The sequence below is a fragment of the Pseudomonas sp. MF09156 genome (assembly GCF_059862305.1).
In genome coordinates, this window is record NZ_JCBCUR010000008.1 from 14,257 (window position 1) to 33,593 (window position 19,337).

Here is a 19,337-nt window from a genome sequence, read left to right on the forward strand (position 1 = left end):
CAAAATCAACCCTTCTGGTAAGTCTTGGTCAGTGCTGAGTTGACCGTGTTGCCGCGCTTTAGCACGACATTCGCCAGGGCGGCGCGATCCTTCTGGCTGTGGCTGGCTTGGCTGAGCAGGCCGAAGTAACTGTTGGCGGTCTCGCGCAGATCCTCGGCGGGCGCTGCGGCGGTGCGCTTCAGTGCCTGGGCTAGGGATCGCTTGCGGGTTGTTCGTCGCCAGGGCTTGATGACGTGACCAACGAAGTCGACGCCGCGATCCACGGGCTGCAGGATCGTCTTCGTGGGGTTCAGCTTAGCGCCGAGCCTGGGCAGGAACGCTTCAACCTCGACCAGCCACTGGTTGAGTTGCTGCGGTGACTCATGCAGGAACACGAAGTCATCGACGTACCGGATGTAGTGCTTGGCCCGCAGCTGGTGCTTGGCGAACTGGTCCAGGGCGTCGAGGTAGACGTTCGCGAAGAACTGCGACGACAGGTTGCCGATCGGCAGGCCGAGGTGAGCGGGCTGCGCAACCAGGCGCTTGTGCTGCGGCACCCGATTGAACAGGTGGGCCGGGCTGCGGGTCTCGTAGTCTTCACGCGGGTCGTGCATGAGGATCTGTGTGGCCAGGGCCAGCCACCAGGGGTCGGTGATTCTGGCCTCCAGTTGCTTGCGCAGAACTGCCTTGTCGATGGCCACGAAGAAGTTTGCCAGGTCGCACTTGAGGTAGAAGATCGGTTTCGACCAGTTCTGCGAGGCGCTGCGGATCTTCGACTCAAGCCGTGTGGCGGCGTACAGTGTGCCGCGCCCTGGGATGCATGCACAACTGTCCGCTATGAAGCTGGCGTAGAAGCGCGGTGCCACATGGTTGTACAGCAGGTGGTGGACGACGCGGTCCCGAAAGGCTGCTGCCCAGACTTCCCGGGCTTTCGGTCGGGTGACCACGAAACAGATAGATCGGCCTGGCCGGTATGTGCCGGCAATCAGGTCGTCGTGCAGCTGGATCAGGTTCCGCTCCAGGTCGATCTCGAAAGCCAGCGCGCTGTCGCTGCTGCGCTTGGTGCGCCGGCAGTCGTAATAGGCCTGGACCAAATCCTGAAACGGGTAGGGGCCCAAAGTCGAATCTGCGGACGGGGCGGACACGGAGCTCGTTGTTCTTGTCGTTGTTGTTCTGATTGCCATCATCGAAGTTCATGTTGAATGCGTTGTTGGCTGAGCGCTGCGACCTATCGTGCTATCTACGTCGCCGAGCCGAAGGCATAGCCGATCAGCAAGGAAACTGCGCAAGACCTGCCCGGACGCTTTAGACCGGCGGTATCTCTTGTGCGCATGGCGGTGACCCAAAGGTCAGCGGCACGACCAGATTCAATTCGCACAGACCAGAAAGCCGTAACCTTCAGGTAGCGGGCGCGGTGGTGGTGGAGCGTTTCCAGGCGTTTGCTTGCTTGCCTATTGAGGCCGTTACCTCAATTGCCTGGGCGTGTTGCGGGATGCTGATAAAGCGGTTGTCTTTGAAGAGCCGCATCAGGAACTCGACTACCTGCACCTTCTCGACCAGCAGGGTGAGGTGTGGCCGCTTGTCCTGGGTGGCATTGGCGCGGGCAATCAGCATCAGCACTTCGATGCATTCGTCGATCACTCGCTTGCCGAGTGACTGCTTCAGGTCGCGGGGGATGTTCCGGGTCATCGTTGTGGCCATGTGCAGCAGCCCCATTGAAGCCTTGTAGATCGCAAGTTCCGTATGCATTGCCATTTGGCTCGCTCTCCAAGAGCAACCGGCCGCAAGCGGCCGGATTAAATAAGCGAATTAATCAATAAGCTCGCTGCGGACGGGGCGGACACGGAGCTCGTAGTGCTTGACGTCGCTGAACTGATCGCCATCACCGAAGTACATGTAGAATGCGTAGTGGGCTGAGCGCTGCGAGCTTGACCAGTACCAGGTGTCGCGGAAGGCTTCGGGGCCTCCCTCCTGGAATGCGACATGGACGGTTTGCAGCGGGTCTTCAGCGCTGTACAGCTGACCTACCGGCTCGCTGTGCGGGTTGTCACCGTTGCGCGAGCTCTCCCAGTTCTCTTCGGTGGTCGGCTTGAAGTGGCGGTATTGCAGCTCCTGCACATCGCGCGCCGGGATCGCCCAGTCGTTGTGACCACCAATGCTCAGGGCCAGCGCCTTCGCTGCAAGCTCGCTGCCCGCCGCCGCCATGGCCTGGGTGTTGGCCAGGCTGTCGGTGAAGCTGTCGGCACCTTCGATCTTGACGCCGTACTCGCCCCACTTGCCGACCAGTTCATGCTCGGCGCCGGCGGTGATGTTCAGGAAACGCTTGCCGGTGGCTGGTTCGCGGGTAATGCCGGTGACGAAGCCGCCGCCGTAGGCCTGGCCGATTGCCGGGATGGTTACTGCTGGTGCTGCTTTCTCAACTGCGGACATGGTGCTTCCTCTTTTCGAAGGCAACAAAAAAGGCGCTGTGCGCCTTGGTGTGCCGGATCAAGAACGAATGGATGAAGGATTAAATAAAGAATCTGCGGACGGGGCGGACACGGAGCTCGTAGTCCTTGTCGTTGATGTCCTGATTGCCATCATCGAAGTACATGTAGAATGCGTAGTAGGCTGAGCGCTGCGAGCTTGACCAGTACCAGGTGTCGCGGAAGGCTTCGGGGCCTCCCTCCTGGAATGCGACATGGACGGTTTGCAGCGGGTCTTCAGCGCTGTACAGCTGACCTACCGGCTCGCTGTGCGGGTTGTCACCGTTGCGCGAGCTCTCCCAGTTCTCTTCGGTGGTCGGCTTGAAGTGGCGGTATTGCAGCTCCTGCACATCGCGCGCCGGGATCGCCCAGTCGTTGTGACCACCAATGCTCAGGGCCAGCGCCTTCGCTGCAAGCTCGCTGCCCGCCGCCGCCATGGCCTGGGTGTTGGCCAGGCTGTCGGTGAAGCTGTCGGCACCTTCGATCTTGACGCCGTACTCGCCCCACTTGCCGACCAGTTCATGCTCGGCGCCGGCGGTGATGTTCAGGAAACGCTTGCCGGTGGCTGGTTCGCGGGTAATGCCGGTGACGAAGCCGCCGCCGTAGGCCTGGCCGATTGCCGGGATGGTTACTGCTGGTGCTGCTTTCTCAACTGCGGACATGGTGCTTCCTCTTTTCGAAGGCAACAAAAAAGGCGCTGTGCGCCTTGGTGTGCCGGATCAAGAACGAATGGATGAAGGATTAAATAAAGAATCTGCGGACGGGGCGGACACGGCGCTCGTTGCTCTTGTCGGAGTCGAGCTGATAGCCAACAGCGAAGTACGTGGTGAATGCGTCGTAGGCTGAGCGCTGCGAGCTCGACCAGTAGGCACCCTTGGCGATCAAGTCGTGCGCCCAAGCCTGATGCAGCTGGGTGGCTGCTGGCAGGTCGAAGTCAGAATGGCCGTCAGCGGTGTGCGCCCGCGCCGCTTCGGCTGCTGGGTGACCACCTGCAGCGATCAGTGCCTCAGTGTTGGCCTTGCCGTCCCACTTGCTGGTGGCTGCAGACTCTTCTTGATAGCGACCCCACTTGAACTCGCCCAGGTCTTTGGCGCCTAAGATCAGGTAGTGGGCAGGAACATCGCCACGGGCAGCGACGTAGCCAGCGTTGATGCCGCCTTGGCCGGGCCAGTACTCGCCGACGGCAGGTGCGACGGTCGATACTAGAGGCTGAACATTCGCTGCCGGCGGCAGCACCTGAGCGAACACGCTGGCCATGGCCAGTTTTGCCAGGGACGACGCGGGCATCTTGATAGACGCGTCGCCGTGCATCAGGGTGATCATTTCGGGCTTCATGGGTATTCCTCAGGATGGAGCCAAGCCCGGCGCGGGGATCGGCTTTTTTGGTTATTCGTCATGACAGATGCGTATCGATTCGCGGTTGTAGGCGAGTTGAAGTTTCGCCGACACGTTTTCGCTGATGGTTATTGTGTGTCGCGGCGTCGCGAGAAACTGAGCTGATCCCGCCGGGCCCAGGCCGTGCAGGTGGTGAATCATCAGCGTCATAGCCTCGCCTTGTTCCTCGATGCCGTGCCAGGCCATCAGGTCAGCTAAGGCCTGGCGGGTGCCGGCCATGGTGTGGAGTCGCAATTCTTCCTCGCCGCGAGTCTTTCGCCTCGCCGCAGTCTTTGCCGATCGTTCTTTCTGCGCGGCAGCCATGGCCTACCTCTTCTATTCCGCTGGCCGGCAGTGCGAGCCAGGTTTGACGTTTGCGTTGCTGGGTGCGGGCTATGCGGCGCATGAATCGACCTTTACCTGATGCCAGGCGCCGACGGCTTCAAAGATCCGCGCGGCGTGCGCCTCATCCAGCGAAATCGATTCGGGTATGGCGATCCAGCCCGAAGCCACCATCTGGCTTTTATTGGCCTCAGCGCGCAGCTTCATGTAGCAATGCTCAATCACGTCTTCCAGGTGGTCGGAGAGGTAGACGCCATCGGGCGCAACCTCCACTGACTTGCTGTAGCGGTCGCCGCGGGTGTCGATGCAGAGCGCGCTGAGGTAGATCGTCCATCGGTGGGGGATACCGCAGACGGCCTGGCCAATCTTTCCCGGCGCGATGTTCTTCAGCGATTTGTAGTTGATCATGCCCTGGCGCCCGCTGGGGTCGATGTTGACCACTGCGACGTGGTTAGCGGCCAGCAGCGAGCGGCACGACCGCGCGATTCGCGCCTGCAGGTTATGCGCCTTGCGCTTGCTCATAATGCCTCCGCGAGTTTGCGCAGCGCCTCACGCTCGGCCCGAGTGATGGGCGGCTTGCGGCGCTTGAGGATGGTGTCGGGGTCGATCTTTTCCGACCGCTTAGCTGGGTCTGGATTGATCGACGGGCTTTTACCGATGGTGTATTTACCACCCGCTGCCAAGTGCTGATGGACCTGGCTGGAAAGCTCCAGCGCCTTCTCGCGCCGGAACTCGATATCTGATCTGAGATTGCTGATCATGCTGCCGCCTTGCTGAGTGTCACCCCGGCCATGCTGAAGGCTGATCCCTGCGCTGCGACCATCGCGTCGAGCGCTTCCCAGTTGACCAGAAGGACGGTGATCGGCGCCTGACCATAAACCACGGCTTTCACCATGGCCTCGAAGTCAGTCACGTTGGCCTGCAGCGTTCCCTGCTCGACGGTATGGCTCGCCACAGTCTTTGTGGTCTGTCCAACGGGTGCCGCTGCCTGTACCGGAGCGGTGCGGACAGGCTCAGGTGTCGCCACTTTCTCCACAACTGGCTCTGGCTTGATGGCAGCTAGGCGCTGGGCTTCTTGCTCTTCGGCGATGCGTTTCGCGTCGGCCTTTTCCTTCTCCGCCGTCTGGTGTTCCGAGATACGGAATTTGATCAGCGTCACTAGGTCATCGTTGGCCTTGGTCACCAGTTGTTGCACTTCGCTGAACAGGAACGCGTGATCAACTGCGAGCTCCGCCAGACTGGTCAGGTTTAAGCGAATACTGTCCGCTGCCTGGCTTGCATCGATCTTTGCCCGGGCCAGTTCGGTATCAACAGCATCCTGGAGGCTCGCGATGGTGCGCTTGTTCTTCATGGCGCCGGCGAAGTCCGAAACAACATGAGGCAGCGTGACTTTGCCGAGGGTCTTGTTGATTGCGGCGATGTGGTCCGCCAGGGCGAGTTCCGCCTTTTGCTTGATGGCGGTCTTCACCAGCAGCTCTTGAGCTTTCACCAGCTTGTCGACCTTCAGGCGGGTCTCGCGGGCATGAGCGCTGATGCGATCCAGCGACGAAAACAGTTCGTCGATGCTCTGGGTCTGCGACAAGGCCTGCTTCTTGGCGGCCGCGACCGCCTCTTCAACATCACCGCACCACTTGACCGCCTTCTTGGCGTCGGCGAAGTCCTGGTCGGTGGAGAGGGTGGTTTTCACCGAGTCGATGACGGCCAGCGCCGAATCTTCAAACACCTTCAGGTTGCTGGCGGTAACCATGCCGGTCAGCTCGATGCGCAGGGCTGGCAGCTCATCAGGTGCCTTGCCGACGACGATTGAAGGAGCCCCGGCCATCTCGAAGTTGGCCAGGTCTGCCTCGAACTGTTTCCAGCCTTCGACCAACTGGGTCGCGCGACCGGCGACGGGCCGGTATTCCATGTGCACGAAGTTCTCCGGGGTGCCATCCGAACAAACAAAGATTACCCGCTCGGCGCCGCTCACCAGCAGTTGCTGCTCAAGCTGCCAGTAGTAATGCGGAGCCAGTTCGCCGGCTTTCACCTGGGCCACGACCGACTCATTCCACAGTTTGTGCTCGAACAGGGTCTCGCCGAGCATCGTGGCGCCGTCCATGGAGGCCAGCAGGTTGCCCTCGGTCGCAACGATCGGATACAGCTCTTCGCCGATCAACGCCTCAGTCAGTGGGCGGGCCAGGGCTTCAGTAGCGTGGCCTTTGTCGAAGATAAACTGCTGAGATGGCGTGACATCGGGCGTGATGCCGGTTTTCTTGGCAACTAGCAGATCGGTCCGGGTTTGGTACTTCGAGGCTCCCATCATTACTGGGGCTTCGGAGGCGGTGCGGAACTGGGCGCGAAGGGCAAGCCACTCGGCGGAGCCTTGAGCTACGTTGTGAATTTTCATGCTGCATCTCCATCGAGGGCTTTGAGGTTGGTGATTTTTTCAATCTGCGCCGGGCTCAGCGTGTACTTGCTGCTGATTGTCGCAATGAGGTGTTCGGGGCTGGTGCGATTCGAGTCGATTAAGGGCTGCCACTTCGCGATGTTCTCGGTCAACAGGTCGTCGGAGTAGGTGGGCAGCGCTTCCGGTTCAGGCTGGACTTGCTGTCGTGTGCTGACATCGCGCGCCGGCTCCTCGAACGCCTTGCCTTCCATCTCGTCTGCCGTTGGCGCCGATCCAACTTCAGGGAAAGCTTTGCGCAAAGCCTGGGCCTCGGCGCATTTGGCGAGCTGGGCAAATGCCCGGCGCTTCCACATGGCGTTAGGCGCCGCAGTGTCCTTGCTCGATGTCGCGTAGTTTTCGAGCCAGCGCTCGTTGGCCGTGTATTCAGCAACCAGCCCGTTGCTCATCTGGCGCTTGACCGTCACGCGGCACCATTCGGGATACGTGACTTCTACGCCGCTCAGCTTCGCAGTTACTGGAGGGCCATATTCCGGCTCGCTGATCCCTGCATACTGGCCGGTGCGCGCCGCCTGGATGCGATACAGGCCGATACCAGGCATCACCGTGTCCTGCATTTTTTTCGTCTTCGAGTTCCAGATAGGAACGATGTGCACCGGCTTCAACATCGGGTCCAGGTGGGCGGCCTGGCAGTAAGCCAACACCATCACGACTGAGTTTTTTTCTGCGCCGGGGTAGAGGCTGCTGCTCAGCACTTCAACGAGCGCGGCCTCCGACATCGCAGGCGTGTTGTCGTCCTGCTTCATTACTGCGGACATGGGGAATCCTTGCCGCGATGCTCGCAGCCATTGAAGGTGTTGGTTATTGAGTGATTCGATCAGCGAGGGCGCTGAGGAACATCAGGAAGGTGCAGAGGGCGATGGCGGAGAGGGAGCCGCGCCAGATGAGTAGATGCCGGGTGCGCTGGTGGGTGGTCAAGGCCTAACCCTCACCGCGATGCGCCCGCCCTTCATGGTTGCCGCAAGGCGCTTGGGCAGCGTGGCCACGGCACGCTCACGCGGCTGGCCGATCACTTCATTGAAGGGAAGGCCGAAACCCAGCATGATCAGTTTCGACTCAACGTCGTCGAGTTGCTCGTCGATCAGTGATTTAACCGGTGCGGTGGTCATGCGGCCTCCTTGCGGTGCCTGGTGATTTTCAGCAGGCGCTGGCAGTAGTGGTTGAATTCTTCGACGGTGATTGCGTCGCCGGTGAGCATGCTCGTGATCATCCGCGCCACGACCGCTTGGGCGCCGGGCTCGCTGGCGGGGTGCTCCAGGGCCTCAAGCGCCTCATCGATCAGGATGTGCGGGCTCATACATCGGCATCCACGTCGTCTTCGCGCTCTTCCCGTTCCGCCGCTACAGCGTCTTCGGCATACGGTCTCAGCAGCGCCACAGCGATCTTCTCGACCGCTTCAATGGGCCGCTGCTGGCCCAGCAGGTCTGCGGCGTGTGACCGGGCATCGCTCTGGCTGCCGAGCATTGCCGACAGCAGCAGGCGGGCAAACGAATCACGCTGGTCCAGGCCGTCGATCTGGCGCTGGTTTAGGTGACCCTGCAGGACCGTGCAGAACCGTTCGAACGTCACGACCTGCGGCTGGCCGTAGCGGCGCTTCCACTTGATGTCGACGCCGCACACCAGGCGCTCCGCCGAATGCTCAAGCCAGTCAGTCACCTCGTCGCTCTCGCTGACCTCTGGAGGCAACTGAGCGTCGTAACGCTCCTGGCCAATATTCAATGCTGCGTTCATGGTCGCCTCCAAGGTGGCGGGTTGTTCACCTGTATTCGTCAACACTCATGCCTCCCGCTGGTTGCCGATGGGCGCGGGGGAGGAGTGCTGACGTAATAGAGGCGGGGAAGGGTGCAGGCGCCCGGCACTGCCCGGGATGTGTCGAGTCTGGCCAGCTATGCCCTCGGACTCGCCTGCGGTGTTCTTCGTCATTTGGGTTGGGCCTACCTTTCGGATGATGCGCGGTGACATCGACGACCCTGCTTTCCGCTGCCTGTTAGGGTGTTGGGCGAAGCCTTCAGGCTTGCTACGCCACGCAGGTGAATCGTTGATCTACTTCATGGCGATCACTCCTAACGTTCGCTCACTGGGAAGGCAGTGGCCACCTATGATTTCCCATCTGGCCCTGATCAGAAGGCCAGCCAGTGAAATCGGTTATGCATGCATTTGCACAGTGACGAAGCCATTGCTCTCCACTCTGTGCGTCCAGCGGTTGAACCAGACACCGTCGCCGAACTTCTTCATCGCCGCTCGGCGAACCTCGATGACGATGCTGTCGGCGGTGTCGCCCTTGTCAGGTGCTACGAGCCAGTCGAGGCGTTTACCGTTGCTCAGGCTGCTGTCGATATAGAAACGCGCCATTTGCTTATCCCTCAATACCAAAGTGGCGGCGAACTACCTGCTCGCCGATTTCGTCAAGCAGCGCCTCAACACCAAAGTGATTGACGACTTGCTCAACTTCGAAGTTTTCCAGCACCGTTGCGCCGTCTGCATCGAATGCCGAGACAGCCATAAACGTGCGACTAGTCGGGTTGACGTCGATCTTGCCGGCGTCGAAATTCAAAACTGAGATATTCATTCCTTTCCCCTTTCAATGATTTCCCGGATGACCCTGTCGCCAAGGTCATCGAGGAAATCTGTTTTCTCCACCACGCAACACTTCCGAGTCGTCTCTCACCGGCGTCGCACATTTCGTGTTCGATGCTGTTCCGGTTTGGAAGCGTGGTTTCGCGTACTCACATGAGGGAGTACGGCAGCTACCAGAGGCTGCATGGACGACGGTTTAGCTTTCTCACCACCGGGGTTGCCGGTACGTCGTTGGGTCACGTCAAGTTGTTAAAGAGCGTTCGGCGTCTGCCTGGCATCGCTGCCTGTGTTGCGGCGGGTCTTGGTAGGCCCTGGCGAGTCCCTGTTGGGTGACTCGATGGAGTCAAATATAGGGTAGCCTTTATTTCGAGTCAACAGGTTTGCCTTTATTTTTTGTTCAGGCGAAAAAAAAGCCCGCGAGAGGCGGGCCGGTTGCATGATGCTTTAAAGTTTGTTGGCGTTGCTGCTGGCTTTCGACTCTCGCTCAGCCGCCTTTTTGGCGGCAGCATCGATGTCGCTTATGGTCGCGGCAGAGGTGTTGATATCGCCCGAGAACTTCTGCAGCGTAATGCTGACCTTTTTTCCACGCCAGGACAGGGTCTCGTTGGTGAAAGAGGCCCCTGCCTTTGTTTTCACGGTCTCGCTTGAGGAATCCATCGGCGCGCCGTACTTGCTGGTGAAAAGATCTGCGAGTTTTGAGAAGTTGTCGCTGTTGGTGGTCAGGTAGAAAGACTCAACTCCAGGCCCGCCAGAAAAAACTGATAGCGTGTATCCAAACCCAATCTCTGGCCCTCCACGTACCGAGTAGAGATTCGTATAGGGTGCGTCGTGGCAAATCTGCTTGCTGATAACCGTGCCCCGAGGGCATAGCGGGAGCGCATCTTCAACCTTTTGATCGAAGCGTAAACCCATGAAACTATCAGGCTCCTTGGTCCAGGTTTGTGCCGCCGGCTTCTTAGCGGCAAAAGCAGGCGAGATCGCCAGAGCAGAAAATAGAATAAGTAAGAATTTTGATTTCATTGGTTCCCTCCATTGGTTAGGAAGGAACGTTATCATCATGACAAAGGGCCGGCCACTCTTACGATGGCGCTATGCCATAGATCAGTAGAGAACTGAAGACCAGAAGACCTTACCCAGCACCACGATGCCTTTTTCGGCGAGTTCTTGCGCTGTGTACTCTTCGTCCTTGTGCTCGTCGATATTGAAGCTGCGCATCCTTATTCCGCCACCAGGTATGCGGTAAAGGGTTTTTACGCGTAGCTCACCATCATGATTTACGGCATACATCTTGCCGTCCTTCACTGTTGTCGAGGACAAATCAACGCCGACAGTGCTTCCATCTGGCAGCACGGGCTCCATGCTATTGCCATGAACAGTCACGCACACCGCCTGGTCAGGCTGCACACCCTGGTTGCGCAGGGTCACCTTGCCAAAGCGAAGCTTTCTAGTACTGGACTTTTGAACGGCGGTGCGACCAGATCCGGCCGAAAGCTCCACTTCCTTGAGAAAAGGTAGTTCCACCTCGTCATCGTCCAGAGGGGTGTCGTCATCCCAGACGTCAATAGGCCCAATCATCGTCGCGTTGGAGAGCAGCTCTGGCGGCTCCAGCATCGGCTGAGGCTCCGACATCACGGCGCCCCATTGGCTGCCAGGAAACCGGGTTCCCTCGGATAGCCAAACAGGGTCTACGCCACAAATCTGAGCAAGCTTCACAAGATGCCCGCTAGACCTAGTAAGCCCTCGCTCAATCTCTGAAACAGATGCCTGTTTAATCCCGGCGCGCTCGGCCAATTCGACCTGAGTAAGGCCAGCTTTCTTGCGTGCGTATTTGAGTCGTTCTTTGAGTTCCATAGCGGGTGAATTTAAAGGTTGTCCTTTGAAGTTGCAAAAAGGTATACCTTTGCCATATGATAAAGGCATCCCTTTATATGGGCGGAGAATCATGAACAATTCCTTTAACAAGCTGGTCGAGCATTTCGGCTCGCAAAACGCCACGGCAGCAGCTCTCGGTGTGAAACAGGGGACCGTGAGCGGATGGGTTCGGGGTCTCCACGGATGCGCCGCCGAAGTGGCCATGCGTGCGGAAATCGTAACCAACGGCGCCATCAAGGCGCGCGATCTCCGTCCGAGCATCCCTCAACAAGCCGCTTAACCCTTTCGAACAACCAAGGAGCCTCACCAATGGCATACGACGACCCATCCCACAAACGCAGCGCCGTTATCAAGGCGCGATTCACCCCCGAAGACTTGCGCTACCTGCGCATGGAAGCAAAGCAGGCGGGCATGCAGCTCGCTACTTATATCCATGAGCTTTCAATGGTTGCACGCCGCTTAGGTGCCGCCCAGCTGATACGAGAGATGAATGCCTGTGCACAGGATAAATCAGCTTAAGAGCCCTATGGAGGACCTATGCCTGAAAGAACCTTCGACCTCCTGGAAGAAGGGGCTCAGGACGAGGTTAGACAGTTAAGTGTCGAGCTCGGATGGAGCCTTGAACACGCGACGAAAGAGTACCTGCGTGCAGGTAGATCACTCGCGATCCAGGCCCAGATGGAGCAGATGAAGCGCAAAGCGCCTCTGCTTTCTCTGGTTGAACACAAAAAGGGCCTCGAAAGGGCCGAAAAAGGAGGGGCTGATGAACCAATTGACCCTTAGCAGTAAATCGGACGCACAAAAAAGCCACCGGGCAATGGTGGCTTTTCGTGCAGCAATTTCAAATCAGTTCTGGAGCGAATAATGCGCACTCAGCAGATTAATGTCAACACCGCCTCTATCCATTCCGCGCCACGATTCGTTATCTCTGAAAACGTGGCGCGCATTAATGAGGTAAATATCGGGGCCGTGATAATCCGTCGTGACGAGGAAGGTCGTTACTCCTTGAACGATCTTCACCGGTCGGCAATGGAAAGCGGTAAGGCTACAGAAAGCCAGCGCCCTGGTAACTTCCTAAAATCTGAGTCGGTATCCGCTTTTATTGGGGCTCTCGAAACTGCTACGAAAATAGCAGTTTGTGTGAAGCGGCCAGGGCGCGCTGGCGGAACCTTCGCCGATGAGCTGATCGCTATCCGCTATGCGGCCTGGATCGAGCCAGCTTTTGAGGTTGACGTATATCGCACTTTTCAGTCGGTTAAGCGATCTGCGGCCAACAACATCCGTGAAGGGGTTGATCGGGCCATGTCTCGCGAGCGAGCCCGCCTCGAAGCTCCAGCTCTGACCGACGCCATCAAGCACGGGCGCCTCGCCGCCGGCAAAGAAATCAAGCACTACCACTTCAGCAATGAGTTCGACCTGATCAACCGTATCGCCCTGGGCATGCCTTCCAAGGTGTACCGGGCGGCGCATTGCATCAGCCCTACAGATTCGATCCGTGACCACCTAACGCCTTGCGAGATTCGGTGCATTGAACACTTGCAGCGCGTCAACGCGTCTCTGATCGATGTAGGCATGGACTTCGAATCCCGCAAGCAGAAGCTCAGCCAGATCTACATCCAGCGCCATAGCCGGGATCTTCTCTCCGAAATCAAGCGCCTGGAGTTCTGACCATGAAAGACGAACCAAAAATCCAGGCGACGATGATTGACGACGCCTACATGGAACAGTTCACCAATGACCAGCTCGCCTATATGGCCTGGGACAAAAGCGAATTCTCCCTGAGCGTCTATCTGGACCCTGAAGAGTCGAAGTGCGAAGGCTGCACTGGCGATGCTCTATTCGAGCTGATAACAGCCGTGCTGGCATCCAAGGTGCTTATCCGCCGACTTGCCGGTGTGGACCCTCAGTCTATCCGCGAGTCCGCTATCAACAAGATCCTCCAGGGTAGCCGCTTCCCGCAATGGGAGACCCTGCAATGACCAAGCCCGTCAACGTGCAAAAGGCCACGCCTACCATCCTGTACGCCAAACAGGCGCCATACAGCTCAGTCAGCAACGACGTTGTGGCGATGATCGTCAATCCCGACGCTCTCGCCATCTGGATCTACCTGCAGACCCGCTCAAGCGATTGGAAGGTGATCGCCTCATACCTGCAAGATCGGTTCTCCATTGGCCGTGACCGCTATTGGAAGGCGATGAGCGCACTCAAGGTTTTGGGCTTGCTGAGTCACGAGATAACCCGCGAGGAAAACACCGGCAAGATGCTGGGCAAGCGGATCATCGTCCATTACGAACCGAACCTACAGGTTTCCGAACATTCGGTGGACCGTATAGACGGTGGACCGTCTAGTCGGGAAACCGACCACTACTTAATAAAGGATTCTCCTACTGGATTAAAGGATAAGAAACCTTCGGGCGCTAAAGCACCCTCGCGCAGCAAGGCTGCGAAGTTTGATCCTCTGATTGCACGGCCTTTCAATGTCAGCGAATCAACCTGGGCTGAATGGTGCCAGCACCGTCGCGAGATCAAGAAACCACTGACCGCCACCACCTGCGCCAAGCAAGCCAAGACCCTGGCAGGCCACCACGACGCTGACGCCGTGATCAACCAGTCCATCAGCAATGGCTGGACCGGGCTGTTCCCGGAGAAGGTTACGGCCGGCGGCCGGACCGTCGGCAACGGTCCGGACTTCTACGATCAGTCGTGGCGCACCGATACGAGTGATGACCTATGAAGAACGTCACTCAGATGATCCCAGGTGCAGCGCGAGCCCTGGCCACCGCCGCCCCTTATCAGGCCCCGGTGCAGCCAGGAACCCAACTGGGCGTAGTGGATGACGCCACAGGCGAAGTGGTCGAGCGCCTGTTTCGGCAGTTGCAGGCCATCTTTCCGGCGCACAAGCAAGCTTGGCCGGACGACAAGGCCAAGGCCGCAGCGATGCGCAACTGGACAATGGGCTTCATGGCCGCCGGCATCCGCTCGCTGGAGCAGATCCGCTATGGAATAGAGCAATGCCGGAAAAGCGGCTCACCGTTCGCCCCAAGCGTCGGCCAGTTCATAGGCTGGTGCACGCCTGGCCCTGAGGCGTTCGGTCTGCCAGCAAGCGCTGACGCATGGGTGGAGGCATTGATGGGCGTCTACAGCCATGAAGGTGTGCGCGTTGCTGCCAACGAGACCGGAATCTTCGACCTGCGCTCAGCCAAGCAGGAAGACAAGGGCCTTCGCCAGCGCTTCGATCACAACTACGCCGTGGTGATCCGCCGCGCCCAGGAAGGCCAGCCGCTCGACGGCAAGATCCTGACAGGCATCGGCCACGACAGCCAGAAGACGGCCTTTGAGATGGCCAACGACCTGGCCGACCAACAAACCCAGGCACGAATCCTTCAGCAAGGCATCCCGGCAGACGGCAAGTCAGCCCGTGAACTGCTGCTGGCAAAAATGAATATCAAGCGCGAAGCACAGCGCGTAGAGGGGAAATTCTGATGAAGGATCACATCGACAAAGCGGGTATTCGATGCGCTGTTGCAGGGCTCGCAATGCTGGTTTTCTGTTTCGTGATTTGGGGGCCGCTGAACACTATCTGGATTGGCCCATGGATCTACGAGGGAACAACCATTGGCACCTTCGAGTGGTGCAAGGCCTGGATTTACAACGGCTGGATTCTGTTCGCGCCCATCGCCATCTGCCTCGGCTACTGCATCTTCACGATGGTTCGGGCCGTCCGCAAAGACGAATCGGAGCGCGTGGAGCGCATGGCATTGATCGCGGAAGCAGGGGAGAAGCGGACATGAGCGAATTCGTAGAAGAGAAGACGCAGGACCTGTCGGGCGCGGCGCTGCTGGTTCTGAACGCTCACGCAAACTCCTTGGATGTTCCATTCCCTCACTGGATTGGTGGTGCTGACGCTGACCAGGGTCCGTCCTACTGCCGGTCATGCGCGGAAGCAGAGGTCGCAGCAGGGCGTGCTGAATACGTCGATGGCGGATGGCAGCAAGAAAATGACGGCTGCTGTCACTGCGAAACCTGCGGGCGCCTGCTCGATTACACGCTGACCGAATACGGCGCCAGCGAAGAGATTGATCACTACATGGGCACCGAACTTGCGGGGCCGATCTCCCCGGAGGATGCATTCCACATCGCGAAGATGCTTGAGCAGGATGAAAAAAATCCTCAGGCACTCTCGATTGGTATTCAGGCTGCGGAACTGATCAAGGCTCAACAATCGGCCATCGAAGCCGCAGGCCTGAAGGTGAAGTCATGAACATTCATTCGATGCCACACGACGCAACGGTCAAGCACAAGGCCCTGCCGAAGTCTTGCCTTCTGAAGGTCACCTTCCTGCCATGGCGCTATCAGGCATGCAGGAGCTTTATGCGTAGCCGAGGGGCGAATCACTTATCGATTTGGGCGTGGAGATTCCACGTAGTCATTCGGCGCCCCTGGATGGCAGGTCCAGCACGCCAACTACATCCTGAGCTGTTTGAGGTGAAGCCATGACCTACGTCAGAGAGCAATCATCTACCGAGCTCGCTGTGCACATGCGCAGCTTGCAGAAGATGCCAGGCTGGCATGACCCACTTGCAGACCGCTTGTGGCAGGAGGTTGAAGCGCTCAAGGCCGAAGTCGCCGGCCTACGCACCGGCTACGAAGCCTACGAGCGGGTGAAGGCTGAGCTGAAGGCTGAGAACGAACGTCTTGAGCGTAACCGCGACATGTGGAAGGGCCAGGTAGATCGGCAGTGCGAAACGATTGAGGGCCTGCGCAAGGCATTGAAAGCTGCAGAAGATGCCATGTGGCACGCAGACGGGAACATGGATGGCGAGGCCGCAGATGCGCGCGATGCTCTTGCCGACCTGGGCCAGGGAGAGCAGTCATGACTAGCCTCCAGATCCGCAACGAATCAGACCGCAACAAGGCAATGGGCTACATCGCCGGCCTGGATCTCGCAAAACCCAAGAAGCTGGCCATCACCGAAGTGGACCGCAGCGGGGAGCAGAACAAGGCCCTGCACGCGGCCCTGGCCGATATCGCGGCCCAGGTTGAGCACGCCGGTAAAAAGTGGGACGTCCTGATCTGGAAGCGCCTGCTGACGGCTGCCTGGCTGCGCGAGTCGGGCGACCAGCCGCAGATGATCCCAGCGGTAGACGGCAACGGCTTCGACGTCATCTACGAACGCACCAGCAAGCTCACCGTGAAGCAGTGCGGCGAGTTGATCGAGTGGGTTCATTGCTTCGGCGCCGAGCACCAGGTGCGGTGGACGCAAAAGGACAACTGGGGAGGTAGGTACTGATGGATTACGCAGACATTTACGGAGTCCTGATTGCCTTGGCTCTGGTCATTGGTGTGGTGCTCGATCACCGACGCAAGCGCGCAGTAGAAGACTTCGAACGCAAGCGCCGCGACCGTAAGGCCGAAGTAGAGCGGGAAGCGAGGAAGGCGCTATGAGCCACGACAACGGATACGGAAAGCCTTGCACTGACTGCGGCGAGCCAATGAGCAATATGCCAAGCCTGAACCTTCGACAGTGCGCCACAGGCTGCAAGGAGAAGTTCGACTGGAAGCTGGCCCAGGGTCAGGCGCCATTGTTCGGTAACAACCGGCAGACGGCCAAGGAGGCTGTATGACCATCGAACGGAAGCCAGCCAAGCCGAAGAAGTGCCGCGTTGCTGCGTGCAGGGCCTCATTCGTGCCTTCGCGGATGGGCCAGGCGGTGTGCAGTCCAGCCTGCGCACTGATCGACGGGCCGAGGCACGCGCCGAAAGCCCGCAAGGCCCTGGCCGACATTGAGCGCAAGGACATCAAGGTCCGCAAGGAGAAGCTGAAGAGCAGGGCGGACCACCTCAAAGACACCCAGCACGCATTCAACGCATGGGTTCGCGCTCGTGATGCGGCACTGCCATGCGTGAGTTGCGGCCGCCACCACGAAGGCCAGTATCACGCGGGCCATTACCGCACTGTGGGAGCGAGCCCAGAGCTGAGGTTTGAGCCGCTCAATGCCTGGAAACAGTGCGCCCCGTGTAATAACCACCTCTCGGGGAACCTCATCAATTACCGAATCTCGCTCCTACAGAGAATTGGCGAGGAAAAGGTGGCATGGCTTGAAGGCCCTCATGAGGCCAAGAAGTACACCATCGAGCAACTAAAGGCGATGACCGCCGAATACCGGGCAAAGACCAGAGAACTCAAGAGGGGGCAGGCAGCATGATCTATCGAGACGTTATTTCCGCAGTGATCCGTGCGTTGGCGTCCGAGACGATCAACAGCGCCGGCGGTTGCGACTACACGCCAAAGGTCCAGGCCAACAAGCTGAAGGGCGAGATCGTGGGTAAGGAGGCGGCCTTCCTCACTGATTGCTGGGTGTTTGGTCGGCTTCACTCTTGCCTCGCGCCGAAACACTGGATGGCCCTGAATGCCTGCTACTCGACGCACATGGCCTCGAAGGTGGATGCCATTGGCCGGATCGTTTCGCACGTCTCGTCGCCAGCGCCGCGCCTGTTCCTGACCAAGGCAGTCACGGCTTGGGCCTATCCGCAGTTGGGCGGAGCCGAGCGTGCGCCCGCCGGGAAGGTGTTGCTAGAGATTGATGATGATGCTCCCGCCTGGAGGAAGGCAGCGGTAGCCAAGGCGCAGAAGGCGATCAACACCAAGCTGAAGCAGCGCCAGGAGGCTCCGTGCGAAGGGGTGATCATCTTGCCGGCCCATAACTACGACATGAACACCTGGGATCTGGACGGCACACCGGAGCGCACCCGGCGAGACTGGCGCCGGAAGATCTTCAAGGGCCTGGATAAGCTGGTCAATGAGGCGCTTCTCGAAGCTGGCGAGATCCTGACCAAGGAGGGCGTCTTCTTCGATGACCAGGATGCAGCTTAGAGGGCCTTGACAGGGCCTGCCGGTTCGCCGATTATATGCCCATCCTGTCGTACTTGCGCATGTAGGTGATGCAAGCGACAAACAAACCCGGCCACTGCGCCGGGTTTTTTATTGCCTGAATTCTACTGCCGGTAGGTGCGCATGAAGCTGAAGACCAGAATCAACACGCTGGAGCGCGCCCGTACGGCCTGGGAAGCAGTTGCGCGACAGGTTGGCGAGACAAACTTTTCGCGCCATCCGCAGACCGGCGAATACCTGCATCCTGGTGTCGCCATGGGCTGGCGCATCCACAAAAAGAACCTGTAGTCGTCCCCCTGATTTTTGCGTGGTAGAGCAGCGGTCAGCTCGTCGGGCTCATATCCCGAAGGTCGATGGTTCGAATCCATCCCTCGCAACCAATTCAAAGGTTCTCATTGAGGGCCTATTGAGGCCTCGGCATTGATCGGGGCCTTCTCGTTTTCGGCTCCACCACACCCATTGCTCCGAGCTGGGAGTGCCGTGTGAGCCGATTCAATTCCGCAGGTCATGGCCTGTCGTATCCCTAACTCCCTGACGGGGAGGAACCGAGATGTCCAACATGCCAGACAAACCAGACACCTGGGCGATAGCGCTTGCGTGGTTGAGCCAGCATTCGCCAATCCTCTATGCGGCTGCGTTGTCCTGTGCGATGGCTGTTCTGCGAATCACCTACGGTGGGGGTACCCGGCGTCAGATGATCGTGGAGGGCGCTATCTGTGGTGGATTGGCCCTTACCATCATTAGCGGGCTTGAGTTCTTCCAGCTTCCCCAGAGCATGGCAACCTTCGTCGGTGGATGGGTTGGCTTCTTAGGTGTGGAGAAGATCAGGTCCATTGCTGACCGAGTTACCGACTTCAAGCTGCCAGGCCGTAAGGCTGAGTAATCCGCGCCACGTTTTCGAATGCGCCAAATCGTGGCGCGAGACAGGTCACATGAAAGTAATCGTAACCAAGCTCTTGGGATCGGCTGAGGTCGAGTTCCTGCGTAAGGGAGTGGTCGTTCATCGTGAGCGGTTTACCGGCAAGACCAACTCCCGGTATGAGCGCACCATTGCGACGCGGGAAGAGTTCGACGCTCACCGGTGCCGGTTTGTGACGGCCATGCCTGCTGATCGGGCATTCCAGTATGAGGTTGCGCCATGACTCCCACCAGGTGCGCCGCGTGCACTGGGTGCGGAGTGTCGTTGATCACGGACCAGCGCATTCCAGTGTGTGGTGGATGCCAGTCGGTCAGGCCTCCAGAGCCGCCACCCATGCGCCAACCAGTGGCATCGATGGCACCGAGCCGTGGTTCGCTGATGGTCGTACTGGTGTTCATCGCCGGTATGGCGGTAGGGGCCAAGATGGTCGGCGGCTGGTGAGGTAAAACAGAATCGAATGATCATTGAATGACGT

The 19,337-nt window shown here is 58.9% G+C and carries 35 protein-coding genes and 1 tRNA gene; 19 read left to right on the top strand and 17 right to left on the bottom strand.

Features of this window, described 5'->3' with window-relative positions; translation table 11 throughout:
• Window positions 1–5 precede the first annotated feature (5 nt).
• The 17 genes from AC19YY_RS18500 to AC19YY_RS18580 form a co-directional block, all read right to left on the bottom strand.
• The gene (locus AC19YY_RS18500) at window positions 6–1,166 is read right to left on the bottom strand and encodes an RNA-directed DNA polymerase (RefSeq protein WP_234451212.1); all 1,161 of its coding nucleotides are present in this window, start codon (window positions 1,164–1,166) and stop codon (window positions 6–8) included.
• A gap of 211 nt (window positions 1,167–1,377) precedes the next feature.
• On the bottom strand, window positions 1,378–1,734 hold the full coding sequence (locus AC19YY_RS18505; protein ID WP_172314878.1) for a four helix bundle protein: 357 nt from the start codon (window positions 1,732–1,734) through the stop codon (window positions 1,378–1,380).
• 54 nt (window positions 1,735–1,788) lie between these two features.
• Window positions 1,789–2,409: an Lcl C-terminal domain-containing protein gene (locus AC19YY_RS18510; protein ID WP_500604639.1), complete on the bottom strand. Its 621-nt coding sequence runs from the start codon at window positions 2,407–2,409 to the stop codon at window positions 1,789–1,791.
• Window positions 2,410–2,488: 79 nt separating this feature from the next.
• Window positions 2,489–3,106, bottom strand: coding sequence for an Lcl C-terminal domain-containing protein (locus tag AC19YY_RS18515; RefSeq protein WP_500604640.1), 618 nt, complete (start codon window positions 3,104–3,106; stop codon window positions 2,489–2,491).
• 79 nt (window positions 3,107–3,185) lie between these two features.
• Window positions 3,186–3,779 (bottom strand): DUF1566 domain-containing protein, encoded by a 594-nt coding sequence (locus AC19YY_RS18520; RefSeq protein ID WP_500604641.1) that lies wholly within the window; start codon window positions 3,777–3,779, stop codon window positions 3,186–3,188.
• A gap of 51 nt (window positions 3,780–3,830) precedes the next feature.
• A complete protein-coding gene (locus AC19YY_RS18525) occupies window positions 3,831–4,142 on the bottom strand; it encodes a hypothetical protein (RefSeq protein WP_169872525.1) in 312 nt (103 codons plus the stop codon).
• A 69-nt stretch (window positions 4,143–4,211) separates the two neighbouring features.
• A complete protein-coding gene (locus AC19YY_RS18530) occupies window positions 4,212–4,682 on the bottom strand; it encodes a hypothetical protein (RefSeq protein ID WP_038440764.1) in 471 nt (156 codons plus the stop codon).
• Window positions 4,679–4,921, bottom strand: coding sequence for a hypothetical protein (locus AC19YY_RS18535; RefSeq protein ID WP_169872539.1), 243 nt, complete (start codon window positions 4,919–4,921; stop codon window positions 4,679–4,681). The genes AC19YY_RS18530 and AC19YY_RS18535 overlap by 4 nt, the downstream gene beginning before the upstream one ends.
• Complete coding sequence (locus AC19YY_RS18540) at window positions 4,918–6,546, bottom strand: YqaJ viral recombinase family protein (RefSeq protein ID WP_172314884.1); 1,629 nt, start codon at window positions 6,544–6,546, stop codon at window positions 4,918–4,920. Before AC19YY_RS18540 ends, AC19YY_RS18535 begins: the two co-directional genes overlap by 4 nt.
• Window positions 6,543–7,349, bottom strand: a complete 807-nt coding sequence (bet, locus tag AC19YY_RS18545) for a phage recombination protein Bet (protein WP_172314907.1) — start codon at window positions 7,347–7,349, stop codon at window positions 6,543–6,545. Before bet ends, AC19YY_RS18540 begins: the two co-directional genes overlap by 4 nt.
• Before the next feature lie 168 nt (window positions 7,350–7,517).
• Window positions 7,518–7,712, bottom strand: a complete 195-nt coding sequence (locus AC19YY_RS18550; RefSeq protein ID WP_124378401.1) for a hypothetical protein — start codon at window positions 7,710–7,712, stop codon at window positions 7,518–7,520.
• Window positions 7,709–7,900 carry a hypothetical protein gene (locus AC19YY_RS18555; RefSeq protein WP_369005376.1) on the bottom strand — a complete coding sequence of 64 codons (192 nt, stop codon included), beginning with the start codon at window positions 7,898–7,900 and terminating at the stop codon, window positions 7,709–7,711. Before AC19YY_RS18555 ends, AC19YY_RS18550 begins: the two co-directional genes overlap by 4 nt.
• Window positions 7,897–8,334 carry a hypothetical protein gene (locus AC19YY_RS18560; protein ID WP_369005377.1) on the bottom strand — a complete coding sequence of 146 codons (438 nt, stop codon included), beginning with the start codon at window positions 8,332–8,334 and terminating at the stop codon, window positions 7,897–7,899. The genes AC19YY_RS18555 and AC19YY_RS18560 overlap by 4 nt, the downstream gene beginning before the upstream one ends.
• Before the next feature lie 414 nt (window positions 8,335–8,748).
• A complete protein-coding gene (locus AC19YY_RS18565) occupies window positions 8,749–8,955 on the bottom strand; it encodes a hypothetical protein (RefSeq protein WP_038440781.1) in 207 nt (68 codons plus the stop codon).
• Window positions 8,956–8,959: 4 nt separating this feature from the next.
• Window positions 8,960–9,172: a hypothetical protein gene (locus AC19YY_RS18570; RefSeq protein ID WP_038440783.1), complete on the bottom strand. Its 213-nt coding sequence runs from the start codon at window positions 9,170–9,172 to the stop codon at window positions 8,960–8,962.
• A 452-nt stretch (window positions 9,173–9,624) separates the two neighbouring features.
• A complete protein-coding gene (locus AC19YY_RS18575; protein ID WP_160049448.1) occupies window positions 9,625–10,200 on the bottom strand; it encodes a hypothetical protein in 576 nt (191 codons plus the stop codon).
• A gap of 81 nt (window positions 10,201–10,281) precedes the next feature.
• Window positions 10,282–11,031 carry an XRE family transcriptional regulator gene (locus AC19YY_RS18580; protein ID WP_122736703.1) on the bottom strand — a complete coding sequence of 250 codons (750 nt, stop codon included), beginning with the start codon at window positions 11,029–11,031 and terminating at the stop codon, window positions 10,282–10,284.
• A gap of 91 nt (window positions 11,032–11,122) precedes the next feature.
• Between AC19YY_RS18580 and AC19YY_RS18585 the strand changes: the two genes are divergently transcribed.
• The 19 genes from AC19YY_RS18585 to AC19YY_RS18675 all read left to right on the top strand — a co-directional run bounded on the left by AC19YY_RS18585 (window position 11,123) and on the right by AC19YY_RS18675 (window position 19,085).
• Complete coding sequence (locus AC19YY_RS18585; protein ID WP_160049450.1) at window positions 11,123–11,332, top strand: transcriptional regulator; 210 nt, start codon at window positions 11,123–11,125, stop codon at window positions 11,330–11,332.
• A gap of 29 nt (window positions 11,333–11,361) precedes the next feature.
• Window positions 11,362–11,571, top strand: coding sequence for a plasmid mobilization protein (locus tag AC19YY_RS18590; protein ID WP_172314895.1), 210 nt, complete (start codon window positions 11,362–11,364; stop codon window positions 11,569–11,571).
• 18 nt (window positions 11,572–11,589) lie between these two features.
• The gene (locus AC19YY_RS18595; protein WP_057978879.1) at window positions 11,590–11,835 is read left to right on the top strand and encodes a hypothetical protein; all 246 of its coding nucleotides are present in this window, start codon (window positions 11,590–11,592) and stop codon (window positions 11,833–11,835) included.
• Window positions 11,836–11,916: 81 nt separating this feature from the next.
• Window positions 11,917–12,720, top strand: coding sequence for a KilA-N domain-containing protein (locus tag AC19YY_RS18600; RefSeq protein ID WP_172314896.1), 804 nt, complete (start codon window positions 11,917–11,919; stop codon window positions 12,718–12,720).
• 2 nt (window positions 12,721–12,722) lie between these two features.
• Complete coding sequence (locus AC19YY_RS18605) at window positions 12,723–13,031, top strand: hypothetical protein (RefSeq protein WP_172314897.1); 309 nt, start codon at window positions 12,723–12,725, stop codon at window positions 13,029–13,031.
• Complete coding sequence (locus AC19YY_RS18610; protein WP_172314898.1) at window positions 13,028–13,786, top strand: phage replication initiator YdaU family protein; 759 nt, start codon at window positions 13,028–13,030, stop codon at window positions 13,784–13,786. The genes AC19YY_RS18605 and AC19YY_RS18610 overlap by 4 nt, the downstream gene beginning before the upstream one ends.
• Entirely contained in the window at window positions 13,783–14,535 is a 753-nt protein-coding gene (locus AC19YY_RS18615) for a replication protein P (protein ID WP_172314899.1), read from the top strand. Before AC19YY_RS18610 ends, AC19YY_RS18615 begins: the two co-directional genes overlap by 4 nt.
• Window positions 14,535–14,843: a hypothetical protein gene (locus AC19YY_RS18620; RefSeq protein WP_500604642.1), complete on the top strand. Its 309-nt coding sequence runs from the start codon at window positions 14,535–14,537 to the stop codon at window positions 14,841–14,843. Before AC19YY_RS18615 ends, AC19YY_RS18620 begins: the two co-directional genes overlap by 1 nt.
• Window positions 14,840–15,313 (top strand): hypothetical protein, encoded by a 474-nt coding sequence (locus tag AC19YY_RS18625; protein ID WP_172314901.1) that lies wholly within the window; start codon window positions 14,840–14,842, stop codon window positions 15,311–15,313. Before AC19YY_RS18620 ends, AC19YY_RS18625 begins: the two co-directional genes overlap by 4 nt.
• A 232-nt stretch (window positions 15,314–15,545) precedes the next feature.
• Complete coding sequence (locus AC19YY_RS18630) at window positions 15,546–15,929, top strand: hypothetical protein (RefSeq protein ID WP_172314846.1); 384 nt, start codon at window positions 15,546–15,548, stop codon at window positions 15,927–15,929.
• Window positions 15,926–16,342, top strand: coding sequence for a recombination protein NinB (locus AC19YY_RS18635; RefSeq protein WP_427136180.1), 417 nt, complete (start codon window positions 15,926–15,928; stop codon window positions 16,340–16,342). The genes AC19YY_RS18630 and AC19YY_RS18635 overlap by 4 nt, the downstream gene beginning before the upstream one ends.
• Window positions 16,342–16,497, top strand: a complete 156-nt coding sequence (locus AC19YY_RS18640; protein WP_198834877.1) for a hypothetical protein — start codon at window positions 16,342–16,344, stop codon at window positions 16,495–16,497. The genes AC19YY_RS18635 and AC19YY_RS18640 overlap by 1 nt, the downstream gene beginning before the upstream one ends.
• A gap of 47 nt (window positions 16,498–16,544) precedes the next feature.
• Window positions 16,545–16,676 carry a hypothetical protein gene (locus AC19YY_RS18645; protein ID WP_280089531.1) on the top strand — a complete coding sequence of 44 codons (132 nt, stop codon included), beginning with the start codon at window positions 16,545–16,547 and terminating at the stop codon, window positions 16,674–16,676.
• Complete coding sequence (locus AC19YY_RS18650; RefSeq protein WP_500604643.1) at window positions 16,673–17,257, top strand: recombination protein NinG; 585 nt, start codon at window positions 16,673–16,675, stop codon at window positions 17,255–17,257. Before AC19YY_RS18645 ends, AC19YY_RS18650 begins: the two co-directional genes overlap by 4 nt.
• Window positions 17,254–17,925 (top strand): hypothetical protein, encoded by a 672-nt coding sequence (locus AC19YY_RS18655; protein WP_172314904.1) that lies wholly within the window; start codon window positions 17,254–17,256, stop codon window positions 17,923–17,925. Before AC19YY_RS18650 ends, AC19YY_RS18655 begins: the two co-directional genes overlap by 4 nt.
• Window positions 17,926–18,066: 141 nt before the next feature.
• Window positions 18,067–18,231 carry a hypothetical protein gene (locus AC19YY_RS18660; protein ID WP_156796363.1) on the top strand — a complete coding sequence of 55 codons (165 nt, stop codon included), beginning with the start codon at window positions 18,067–18,069 and terminating at the stop codon, window positions 18,229–18,231.
• A gap of 16 nt (window positions 18,232–18,247) precedes the next feature.
• Window positions 18,248–18,323 (top strand) — tRNA-Met (locus AC19YY_RS18665).
• Between the two features lie 170 nt (window positions 18,324–18,493).
• Complete coding sequence (locus AC19YY_RS18670; RefSeq protein WP_154906951.1) at window positions 18,494–18,826, top strand: phage holin, lambda family; 333 nt, start codon at window positions 18,494–18,496, stop codon at window positions 18,824–18,826.
• 49 nt (window positions 18,827–18,875) lie between these two features.
• Window positions 18,876–19,085 carry a hypothetical protein gene (locus AC19YY_RS18675; RefSeq protein WP_005785637.1) on the top strand — a complete coding sequence of 70 codons (210 nt, stop codon included), beginning with the start codon at window positions 18,876–18,878 and terminating at the stop codon, window positions 19,083–19,085.
• The last annotated feature ends 252 nt before the right edge of the window (window positions 19,086–19,337 follow it).

Coding starts and splice junctions, on each gene's coding strand:
- AC19YY_RS18500 (WP_234451212.1), bottom strand. CDS start 1,166: ATGATGGCAATCAGAACAACAACGACAAGAACAACGAGCTCCGTGTCC.
- AC19YY_RS18505 (WP_172314878.1), bottom strand. CDS start 1,734: ATGGCAATGCATACGGAACTTGCGATCTACAAGGCTTCAATGGGGCTG.
- AC19YY_RS18510 (WP_500604639.1), bottom strand. CDS start 2,409: ATGTCCGCAGTTGAGAAAGCAGCACCAGCAGTAACCATCCCGGCAATC.
- AC19YY_RS18515 (WP_500604640.1), bottom strand. CDS start 3,106: ATGTCCGCAGTTGAGAAAGCAGCACCAGCAGTAACCATCCCGGCAATC.
- AC19YY_RS18520 (WP_500604641.1), bottom strand. CDS start 3,779: ATGAAGCCCGAAATGATCACCCTGATGCACGGCGACGCGTCTATCAAG.
- AC19YY_RS18525 (WP_169872525.1), bottom strand. CDS start 4,142: ATGGCTGCCGCGCAGAAAGAACGATCGGCAAAGACTGCGGCGAGGCGA.
- AC19YY_RS18530 (WP_038440764.1), bottom strand. CDS start 4,682: ATGAGCAAGCGCAAGGCGCATAACCTGCAGGCGCGAATCGCGCGGTCG.
- AC19YY_RS18535 (WP_169872539.1), bottom strand. CDS start 4,921: ATGATCAGCAATCTCAGATCAGATATCGAGTTCCGGCGCGAGAAGGCG.
- AC19YY_RS18540 (WP_172314884.1), bottom strand. CDS start 6,546: ATGAAAATTCACAACGTAGCTCAAGGCTCCGCCGAGTGGCTTGCCCTT.
- bet (WP_172314907.1), bottom strand. CDS start 7,349: ATGAAGCAGGACGACAACACGCCTGCGATGTCGGAGGCCGCGCTCGTT.
- AC19YY_RS18550 (WP_124378401.1), bottom strand. CDS start 7,712: ATGACCACCGCACCGGTTAAATCACTGATCGACGAGCAACTCGACGAC.
- AC19YY_RS18555 (WP_369005376.1), bottom strand. CDS start 7,900: ATGAGCCCGCACATCCTGATCGATGAGGCGCTTGAGGCCCTGGAGCAC.
- AC19YY_RS18560 (WP_369005377.1), bottom strand. CDS start 8,334: ATGAACGCAGCATTGAATATTGGCCAGGAGCGTTACGACGCTCAGTTG.
- AC19YY_RS18565 (WP_038440781.1), bottom strand. CDS start 8,955: ATGGCGCGTTTCTATATCGACAGCAGCCTGAGCAACGGTAAACGCCTC.
- AC19YY_RS18570 (WP_038440783.1), bottom strand. CDS start 9,172: ATGAATATCTCAGTTTTGAATTTCGACGCCGGCAAGATCGACGTCAAC.
- AC19YY_RS18575 (WP_160049448.1), bottom strand. CDS start 10,200: ATGAAATCAAAATTCTTACTTATTCTATTTTCTGCTCTGGCGATCTCG.
- AC19YY_RS18580 (WP_122736703.1), bottom strand. CDS start 11,031: ATGGAACTCAAAGAACGACTCAAATACGCACGCAAGAAAGCTGGCCTT.
- AC19YY_RS18585 (WP_160049450.1), top strand. CDS start 11,123: ATGAACAATTCCTTTAACAAGCTGGTCGAGCATTTCGGCTCGCAAAAC.
- AC19YY_RS18590 (WP_172314895.1), top strand. CDS start 11,362: ATGGCATACGACGACCCATCCCACAAACGCAGCGCCGTTATCAAGGCG.
- AC19YY_RS18595 (WP_057978879.1), top strand. CDS start 11,590: ATGCCTGAAAGAACCTTCGACCTCCTGGAAGAAGGGGCTCAGGACGAG.
- AC19YY_RS18600 (WP_172314896.1), top strand. CDS start 11,917: ATGCGCACTCAGCAGATTAATGTCAACACCGCCTCTATCCATTCCGCG.
- AC19YY_RS18605 (WP_172314897.1), top strand. CDS start 12,723: ATGAAAGACGAACCAAAAATCCAGGCGACGATGATTGACGACGCCTAC.
- AC19YY_RS18610 (WP_172314898.1), top strand. CDS start 13,028: ATGACCAAGCCCGTCAACGTGCAAAAGGCCACGCCTACCATCCTGTAC.
- AC19YY_RS18615 (WP_172314899.1), top strand. CDS start 13,783: ATGAAGAACGTCACTCAGATGATCCCAGGTGCAGCGCGAGCCCTGGCC.
- AC19YY_RS18620 (WP_500604642.1), top strand. CDS start 14,535: ATGAAGGATCACATCGACAAAGCGGGTATTCGATGCGCTGTTGCAGGG.
- AC19YY_RS18625 (WP_172314901.1), top strand. CDS start 14,840: ATGAGCGAATTCGTAGAAGAGAAGACGCAGGACCTGTCGGGCGCGGCG.
- AC19YY_RS18630 (WP_172314846.1), top strand. CDS start 15,546: ATGACCTACGTCAGAGAGCAATCATCTACCGAGCTCGCTGTGCACATG.
- AC19YY_RS18635 (WP_427136180.1), top strand. CDS start 15,926: ATGACTAGCCTCCAGATCCGCAACGAATCAGACCGCAACAAGGCAATG.
- AC19YY_RS18640 (WP_198834877.1), top strand. CDS start 16,342: ATGGATTACGCAGACATTTACGGAGTCCTGATTGCCTTGGCTCTGGTC.
- AC19YY_RS18645 (WP_280089531.1), top strand. CDS start 16,545: ATGAGCAATATGCCAAGCCTGAACCTTCGACAGTGCGCCACAGGCTGC.
- AC19YY_RS18650 (WP_500604643.1), top strand. CDS start 16,673: ATGACCATCGAACGGAAGCCAGCCAAGCCGAAGAAGTGCCGCGTTGCT.
- AC19YY_RS18655 (WP_172314904.1), top strand. CDS start 17,254: ATGATCTATCGAGACGTTATTTCCGCAGTGATCCGTGCGTTGGCGTCC.
- AC19YY_RS18660 (WP_156796363.1), top strand. CDS start 18,067: ATGAAGCTGAAGACCAGAATCAACACGCTGGAGCGCGCCCGTACGGCC.
- AC19YY_RS18670 (WP_154906951.1), top strand. CDS start 18,494: ATGTCCAACATGCCAGACAAACCAGACACCTGGGCGATAGCGCTTGCG.
- AC19YY_RS18675 (WP_005785637.1), top strand. CDS start 18,876: ATGAAAGTAATCGTAACCAAGCTCTTGGGATCGGCTGAGGTCGAGTTC.